Genomic DNA, 8,464 nt, shown 5'->3' on the forward strand with positions numbered 1-8,464 from the left:
TTATTTAGTCTCTTGGTAGCGCTTAAGGCTATCAACAATTTCAGCTTTTGCAGCGGCAGCATCTTCCCAGCCATCGATCTTGACCCATTTATTCGGCTCAAGATCTTTATAATGCTCAAAGAAATGTTGGATTTGCTGCTTAGTCAATTCAGGCACCTGATCGATATCAGTAATACCACGATAAATAGTAGACAACTTGTCAACTGGAACCGCTAAGATTTTAGCATCGGTACCAGACTCATCCGTCATTTTTAATACGCCCACAGGACGACATTTAATAACGCAACCAGCTAATAATGGAAATGGAGTCATCACCAACACGTCAGCGGGATCACCATCTTCAGACAAGGTATTATTGATGTACCCATAATTCGTTGGGTAGTGCATACATGTCGCCATAAACCGATCAACAAAGATGGCTCCGGTATCTTTGTCTACTTCATATTTTACTGGGTCAGAATGGGCGGGTATTTCAATGATAACATTGACTTCATCAGGCAAGTTTTTACCTGCGGGCACGTCATTTAAACTCATAGTTTTTCCTATATTTTGCGAATAATTGCGCCGGATTATAAAGGCTAGAGCATGAAGATGAAATGACAAGTCATGAATAATGTAGGGTAAATCACTTTTTAAGCGAGGTTTTAAGTCACTTTTTCTATACCGCACTAGGTTTTGGCCTAGTACTTTAGTGAAGAAGCGACACCACGTATTCGCCTCGTAACAAAAATCTAAAACAATGGTTTTTGTTACGAGGTTTATGCAAGACTATTTGTAATAGTGTAAGCAGGCTTCCACTTCTTCTTTGGAGCCTAATAAAACCGGTACTCTTTGATGTATTTCAGTTGGCATCACTTCCATTATACGACCAGCGCCAGTGTCTGCTAAACCGCCCGCTTGCTCCATCAAAAAGGCCATAGGATTTGCCTCGTACAACAAACGTAATTTACCTGGTTTTTCCGGATTACGTTTATCAAAAGGATACAAGAAAATACCACCACGACTCAGTACACGGTGAATATCGCCCACCATAGCAGCAACCCACCGCATATTATAATCTTTACCACGAGGGCCATCTTCACCTGCGATTAAATCGCTAACATAGCGTTGAATAGGCTCTTCCCAATGACGTTGATTAGATGTGTTAATCGCAAACTCACTGGTTTGTTCTGGCACCTTGACGTTGGCTTTGGTCAACAAAAAGCCACCATGAGTTTTGTCTAAGGTATAAAGATGAGTGCCACGGCCTGTAGTCATGGCTAACATCGCCGAGGGACCATAAAGCACATATCCCGCTGCCACACTTTGCGTACCTGGCTGCAAAAAAGCCGAAGGGTCGTCAGGTTTCATCCACTGGGGCGCATGACTGATAGAAAAAATAGTGCCAATCAAACTGTTGATATCTGTATTTGATGAACCATCAAGTGGGTCAAAGCTCACTAAATATTTACCTTCTGGATTACAGGCCACCACGTCATCTTCTTCTTCAGATGAAATGGCTTTCACATATCCCGAATCTTTTAAAATATCTTTTAAAATTTGATTAGAAATAACGTCTAATTTTTTTTGAGTTTCGCCCTGTACGTTTTCACTCAAAGTTGAGCCTAGCACACCAGCTAAAGCACCTTGGCTAACCCTAAAGGCAATTTCTTTACAGCCTGCCAATAAAGTTCTTATCAACAATATGAGCTCCATGGGAGCCCCATCATCCTGAAGTTGAGAGTTCAAACGTTTCATAGTACGTGTATACCTTTTTTATTTGTGTAGGGTAGAGGGTTAACAGCTTATTATTGTTTTGATTGCTGCGAGTTTTTTTCGCTCATAACGCTTACAAGGAAAAACTTTGCTAACGATACCGAAAAATCACAATCTATAAAGTGAAAATTCCTTTTTTGAAACAATTAATTTTTAACTAGTGATTGGGTTGAGGCTTGCTGTTCTGATAGGCTACCAGTCATATTTAATTTGACTACGTAAACTATGCACATTCATATTCTGGGTATTTGTGGCACATTTATGGGCGGTATTGCAGCCATCGCAAAAGCACTTGGACATCAAGTTACTGGCTGCGACAGTAATGTTTATCCGCCAATGAGCACACAATTGGAATCACTTGGTATCACCTTGACAGAAGGGTTTGCAATCGAGCAATTTAACCCTGAACCCGATCTCGTTATTATTGGCAATGCCTTATCTAGAGGCAATAGCGCCGTTGAATATGTACTCGACCGCAACATTTCCTATGTCAGCGGCCCTCAGTGGCTATTAGAAAACGTGCTAAAAGACCGCTGGGTTTTGGCTGTTGCTGGCACGCACGGCAAAACAACAACGTCAAGTATGTTAGCTTGGATATTAGAATTTTCTGATATGCATCCTGGTTTTTTAATTGGTGGTATTCCACAAAACTTTTCCGTGTCAGCACGTTTAGGCGCAAGTCCTTTTTTTGTTATTGAAGCAGATGAATACGACAGTGCGTTTTTTGATAAACGCTCTAAATTTGTTCATTATCATCCGCGTACTGTCGTCCTTAATAATTTGGAGTTTGACCACGCAGATATTTTTGACAGCCTCGCAGACATTCAAAAGCAATTTCATCATTTGTTGCGTACCGTCCCAAACAACGGCTTAGTGCTCATCCCTCAATCAGATAAAAATCTAACTCGCGTACTCGATATGGGCTGCTGGACTCCAGTCCAGATGGTGGGGAAAGATTGGCAGCTAGGCCATGTCGCCGATGACGGAAGTGAATTTGAAATCATGTTGAAAGGACAAAGTCAAGGTAAGGTAAGCTGGAACTTATTAGGCCATCACAATATTAGTAATGGGGTTATGGCCATTGCTGCAGCCCACCATGTCGGTGTACCAACCCATATTGCCATTGAAGCCTTGGGGCAGTTTGTGAACGTAAAAAGACGCATGGAGGTGAAAGCTCAGGTCAAAGGTATAACGCTCTATGATGACTTTGCCCATCATCCCACCGCCATCGAAACGACACTAAAAGGATTACGAGCCAAGGTTGGCAGCGAGCGTATTCTTGCTGTACTCGAACCCCGTTCAAACACCATGAAACTCGGTGTGCATAAAGATAGCTTGGCACAGTCATGGTCCGCCGCTGACCAAGTGTTTATTTTTGAGCCCAGTAATTTAACCTGGTCTATGGATGATTTATTAGCACAAAGTGAGATAACCGCTTTAATGTATAAAGACATGGATAAGTTAGTAAAATCGATTATCGCTTATGTAAAACCCGGCGACCACATTGTGGTGATGAGCAATGGTAGCTTTGGTGGAATCCACCAATTATTATTAGATAAAATCACAAACCTTGAATTAACCAGCGTCTAACTCTAACCAACTTTTGATAACTTATATTAAGAATAACCATGAAATTAAAAACGATTGTATTTGCTGTAACTTCCATTTTATTGAGTGGCCAAGCTGTAGCTTGGGGTCAAAATGGGCATCGTGTTACTGGTGCCATTGCCGAACAATATTTAACACCACAAGCTAAACAAGCCATAGCGAACATGCTGGGTAATGAGGATTTAGCTGAGGCATCAACTTACCCTGATGAAATGCGTTCAGATCCCAGTGAGTTTTGGAAAAAAACCGCAAACCCTTGGCATTATGTGACAGTCCCAGCTGGACATAGTTATCACGACGTTGAACCACCTAAGGAAGGTGATGCATTAACTGCCTTAAATAGCTTTACCTCGACCTTGAAAGATCCAAAAGCAAGTTTGGCAGACAAGCAGTTGGCCTTACGTTTTATTGTACATATTATTGGCGATTTACATCAGCCTTTACATGTAGGTAACGGTACAGATAAGGGTGGTAACGAGGTGAAACTCGAGTTCTTTTGGCAGGATTCAAATCTGCATCGAGTATGGGACTCTGAATTAATGGACAAAAGAGAGCTTTCATATACTGAATGGACGACAATTTTAAGCCGAAAAATATCTGAAAAACAGTTGAAAGAATGGTCAGTTACCGATCCGCAAGTGTGGATCAAAGAAAGCAGCGTACTCAGAGATTCAGTATACCCAAGTTCAAATAAATTATCATGGGACTACTTGTATCAGCACATGCCAACCGTGCAACAACGCTTACAGATGGGTGGCGTACGAATAGCGGCCTACCTAAATGAAGTACTAGAGTAGGTTGTAGTTAGGCTTGAAAAAATAGGAGCAAGACATGGGGCGGATTCGACAGGCAACAGAAGAAGATGCCAAAGGCATTGCCGAAATTTATAACGAGTACGTGTTGAATTCTGTCGTTACCTTCGAAGAGCAAATTGTCGAACCTTCTATAATGGCAAGTCGAATCAAAGCCATTCAGGCTTTAGGTTTGCCGTGGCTTGTGGCTGTTGATGAATGCCTTAATATCATAGGTTACGCCTATGCAAGCCAATGGAAAACTCGCAGTGCTTACGCTCAATCAGTTGAGATCACTGTTTATTTAACAGAGGAATGTCAGAGTAAAGGCTGGGGCTCAAATTTGTATCAACGCCTGTTTACTTTATTGAAAGCAAAGGGGGTACATGTGGTCATTGCAGGAATTGCGCTACCAAACCCAGCCAGTATAGCCTTACATGAAAAATTTAATATGAAGAAAGTCGGCCACTTTGAACAAGTTGGCCGAAAATTTAACCGATGGATTGATGTCGCTTACTGGCAAGGAATTTTAACTTAACGCACTTAGTTTTTAAGATGGAAGGGTTTACTCAATTTATGCACAGCATCAACAAACACTTTGGCATTTTCAGGTGGTACGTCTAAATGAATACCGTGACCTAAATTAAAAACATGCCCTGGCCCTTGACCAAAGCCCTCTAAAATCGTTTGTACTTCTTGTTCAATTCTCGGCGCGTCAGCATACAGCATGGAAGGATCCATATTTCCCTGTAAAGCCACTTTGTCGCCAACTCGGCGCTTAGCATCAGCGATATCAATCGTCCAATCAAGCCCCACTGCATCACAGCCAGTTGCCGCAATGGCCTCTAACCACATCCCACCATTTTTTGTGAATAAGGTTACCGGTACTTTGCGTCCGTCATTTTCTCGCGTTAAACCATCCACTATTTTATGCATATATTGCAATGAAAAATCTTTATAATCTCGAGGTGAAAGAACCCCACCCCAAGTATCGAATACCATGACGGATTGGGCACCAGCAGCAATTTGAGCATTAAGATAAAGAATAACTGAGTCCGCTAACTTATCTAGCAAAATGTGTAAGGTTGCGGGATCACTAAACGCCATCTTTTTGATTTTGGTAAAAGCCTTGCTTGAACCACCTTCCACCATATAAGTGGCTAAGGTCCAGGGGCTGCCAGAAAAACCAATCAGCGGTACGCTTCCTTTAAGGTTTTTACGAATAGTGCGCACGGCATTCATTACATAACCCAGCTCTACTTCTGGATCTAGTATAGGTAACTGTTTAACCTCACTCATCGAGCTTAAAGGACGCTCAAATTTAGGTCCTTCGCCATTTTCAAAGTACAAACCCAAACCCATTGCATCAGGTATGGTTAGGATGTCTGAAAACAAAATCGCAGCATCTAGCTCAAAGCGACGTAAGGGTTGCAAGGTCACTTCGCAGGCAAGCTCAGCATTTTTGCACAAAGACATAAAGTCACCTGCTTCAGCCCTAGTTGCCTTATATTCTGGTAAATATCGACCTGCTTGGCGCATCATCCACACGGGTGTCATGTCCACAGGTTGACGAAGTAAAGCCCTTAAATAACGATCATTTTGTAATTGTTGCATTGCATCCTCTACCGGAACTACTTGCTAAAAAAGCAATAAAAGGCGGGTATTGTAGCGACTTTAGCGGAGTTAAACAGGCTTATATTGGTTAAATGCCCTAAAAACTTGCAAAGCTGGTTGGACCTTGTTATAAAAGTGTTGCGAAAGCATTTAAACAATAAGAAGCTCGTTAACGAGACCAAGACGCTAAAACATTCGAACCCCACATTTTGTGGGGTTTTTTATTGCTTCTACCTTAAGGTTCAATCTTCTGATTGAGTTTAATTTCTTTTATTGTGTGTTGGATTAACTGGCCAGCAATTGAGAAGGTTGGTGGTATAACCGGTAACGCATCAATATCAAACCATTGAGCATCAATGATCTCATGACCGTCTACTACAATATCGCCCTCTAAATAATCGGCTAAAAATCCTACCATCAATGAGTGAGGAAAGGGCCATGGCTGACTATTAAAATAACGTAAGTTGCTGAGCTTAACGCCCACCTCCTCCATCACTTCTCGATGTACGGCCTCTTCAAGGGTTTCACCACTCTCAACAAAACCTGCGAGGGTTGAGTACATTTGACGAGATTGATGGGGTTTGCCCTGTGCTAATAGCAGCTTATTTTTATGCCTGATCGCCACAATAATGCAGGGAGAAATACGAGGATAACAACGATGATTACAGCGAGAACAATGCATGGCCATTTCCCATTCAACCTGTTGCATGGTTGTTCCACATTGTCCACAATAGCGGTGAGTCCGCATAAATAATGCAACTTGCCAAGCCCGAGCTGCAATGCCAAAAAAAGCATTATCAACTTCGGTCAAGATTGAGCGCATACTCACTAAAGCAAATGTGTCGTCATCTATTTGCTCATTGCCCATGTCAATCAAAAAACAAGGATGGCCTTCATAATCGCCAATCTTCACAATTTGTTCTTGGTAAGCATGGACAAAAGACAAATCGCTCCACGCCTTTTTAAGATAACCAGATTCTTGATTGAGTTGAATTAATTTATCTCCAACTATTATTATCCAAATAGCGACTTGCTCAGCTTGAATCCGAATATTTTGCTCTACCATAACCTTGCTCTTATATTGTGAGAGTGACAGTTTAACATAAATATCACATAGGTTAATGACCTTGAAATACTTAGAATTTCTCTTGAGTCTGTAATTTGCGACAGTTTATTTGGGGTTATTTTTCATGCCTTGCAGCCTGTAATATTTTGTTTTTTCACTGAAATGTTTTAACTATGTCTTTTATTTGCAACATATCAGTAAGAAACTTACACTGAAAAAGTATTGGCAACTATACAAAAGTATGAATTAGCAAAAATGACTAAGTTTTTTGTAAAAAAGTGGTATTATTCACTTGTTAATATCTTAGGAATAATCAGTGACTGGTCTTGATGTACATGTAAGTAAAGCCCGCGCTTTTTGCGAAAAAAAAGGCGCAAGATTTACGTCGTTACGAGAAAAAGTTTACGCATTATTGCTACAGCAAGAAGGCGCTATTGGCGCTTATGAATTATTAGATTCTTTAAAGCTTAGTGAACCGGGCGCGAAACCCGCCACAATATACAGAACGTTGGACTTTTTACTTGAATTTGGTTTAGTTCATAAGTTGGAGTCAACTAACGCATTTGTAGCGTGCCACCATTTTGATTGCAACCACCCTGTTCAATTTTTGATTTGTGATACCTGCGGTGAAGTCCAAGAAATCCAATCTGAAGGTTTAAAAGAAACATTAGATAAACAAGCTCAATCGGTTGGATTTAATGTCGTAACGCAAACTATCGAAGCTCATGGCATTTGCTCTTCATGCAAATAGATGATGTGCTAATTTATCCAATTTTTCATGAATATCCGAGGACTCTGTGACTTATGAATGCCGAATTTATTAATCCTTTTATCAGCGCTTTAATGAACGTGATGAGCACCATGGCTCAAACTGAGCTGAAACCGGGTAAGCCAAAACGTAAAAGTGACGATAAGGCAGGCGGAGATATATCAGGACTCATTGGCATGGTTGGTGAAAATATCCAAGGCTCTTTATCCATCTCTTTTGAAGAAGGCTTAGTGCTTGAAATAATGCATAAGATGCTTGGTGAAAAACCTACAACCATCAATGCTGACGTTAAAGATATGGTCGGTGAAATCACTAATATGATTTGTGGTGGTGCTAAAAATGAATTAAGTCAAAAAGGTTTTGAATTTGGGATGGCTACCCCAATGGTAGTTTCAGGAAAAAACCACACCGTAGATCATCAAGTGGATGGCAAAAAAATAATTCTTCCGTTTAGTCATGCATCGGGAAATCTGTATTTAGAAATGTGTTTCAACGATTAAATACAGAAAATGGCGAACGTTCTAACTTGCAAAACCGCAATATTTGTTTTTTGTAATTAGAATTTCGTTTTTGGCATGATCTCTGCTTTGCAGTAGCGAGCATCGCAAACATGAAATAGTTCGTTTTCTAACACCTTTAAAAGGAGGTATAAAACGAATTTTTAAAATTAAATAAGAATATCGCAGAGACTCAACTCCTTCGTAGTTGCTGAATTGATACAATTCACTTCATAAGGAAGGTTAAGTCTAATGCTATTTGATGATACAATTTTAGTTAAACACAGAACACACTCAAAAGGACGTAAACATGAAAAAAATTACACTAGCAGCAAGTATATTGCTAGCTCTTTCGACTCAAGCC

The 8,464-nt window shown here is 40.6% G+C and carries 9 protein-coding genes; 5 read left to right on the forward strand and 4 right to left on the reverse strand.

Annotated features, from left to right (window positions below; all coding sequences use genetic code 11):
* Positions 1–534 carry an inorganic diphosphatase gene (gene ppa / locus NWQ57_RS18085; RefSeq protein ID WP_306023573.1) on the reverse strand — a complete coding sequence of 178 codons (534 nt, stop codon included), beginning with the start codon at positions 532–534 and terminating at the stop codon, positions 1–3.
* Between the two features lie 234 nt (positions 535–768).
* Positions 769–1,737, reverse strand: a complete 969-nt coding sequence (locus tag NWQ57_RS18090; RefSeq protein ID WP_306023574.1) for a class 1 fructose-bisphosphatase — start codon at positions 1,735–1,737, stop codon at positions 769–771.
* Positions 1,738–1,980: 243 nt separating this feature from the next.
* On the opposite strand from NWQ57_RS18090, the gene mpl reads away from it, so the two are divergent.
* From mpl to NWQ57_RS18105, 3 genes are read left to right on the forward strand one after another with little or no spacing between them, the layout of a single operon-like run.
* A complete protein-coding gene (gene mpl / locus NWQ57_RS18095) occupies positions 1,981–3,345 on the forward strand; it encodes a UDP-N-acetylmuramate:L-alanyl-gamma-D-glutamyl-meso-diaminopimelate ligase (protein ID WP_306023575.1) in 1,365 nt (454 codons plus the stop codon).
* A gap of 38 nt (positions 3,346–3,383) precedes the next feature.
* Positions 3,384–4,160, forward strand: a complete 777-nt coding sequence (locus NWQ57_RS18100; protein WP_306023576.1) for a S1/P1 nuclease — start codon at positions 3,384–3,386, stop codon at positions 4,158–4,160.
* Between the two features lie 34 nt (positions 4,161–4,194).
* Positions 4,195–4,692 carry a GNAT family N-acetyltransferase gene (locus tag NWQ57_RS18105; protein WP_306023577.1) on the forward strand — a complete coding sequence of 166 codons (498 nt, stop codon included), beginning with the start codon at positions 4,195–4,197 and terminating at the stop codon, positions 4,690–4,692.
* 5 nt (positions 4,693–4,697) lie between these two features.
* Here the strand turns inward: NWQ57_RS18105 and hemE are convergent, their stop codons facing one another.
* Positions 4,698–5,768, reverse strand: a complete 1,071-nt coding sequence (hemE, locus tag NWQ57_RS18110) for a uroporphyrinogen decarboxylase (protein WP_306023578.1) — start codon at positions 5,766–5,768, stop codon at positions 4,698–4,700.
* Between the two features lie 235 nt (positions 5,769–6,003).
* Positions 6,004–6,834 carry an NAD(+) diphosphatase gene (nudC, locus tag NWQ57_RS18115; RefSeq protein ID WP_306023579.1) on the reverse strand — a complete coding sequence of 277 codons (831 nt, stop codon included), beginning with the start codon at positions 6,832–6,834 and terminating at the stop codon, positions 6,004–6,006.
* Positions 6,835–7,150: 316 nt separating this feature from the next.
* Between nudC and NWQ57_RS18120 the strand changes: the two genes are divergently transcribed.
* Both NWQ57_RS18120 and NWQ57_RS18125 read left to right on the forward strand, forming a co-directional pair.
* On the forward strand, positions 7,151–7,585 hold the full coding sequence (locus NWQ57_RS18120; protein WP_306023580.1) for a transcriptional repressor: 435 nt from the start codon (positions 7,151–7,153) through the stop codon (positions 7,583–7,585).
* A gap of 53 nt (positions 7,586–7,638) precedes the next feature.
* Positions 7,639–8,103, forward strand: a complete 465-nt coding sequence (locus tag NWQ57_RS18125; protein ID WP_306023581.1) for a chemotaxis protein CheX — start codon at positions 7,639–7,641, stop codon at positions 8,101–8,103.
* Positions 8,104–8,464 lie beyond the last annotated feature (361 nt).

Origin of the sequence: Paraglaciecola sp., assembly GCF_030730205.1 — a bacterium.
Taxonomy (GTDB): Bacteria; Pseudomonadota; Gammaproteobacteria; order Enterobacterales; family Alteromonadaceae; genus Paraglaciecola.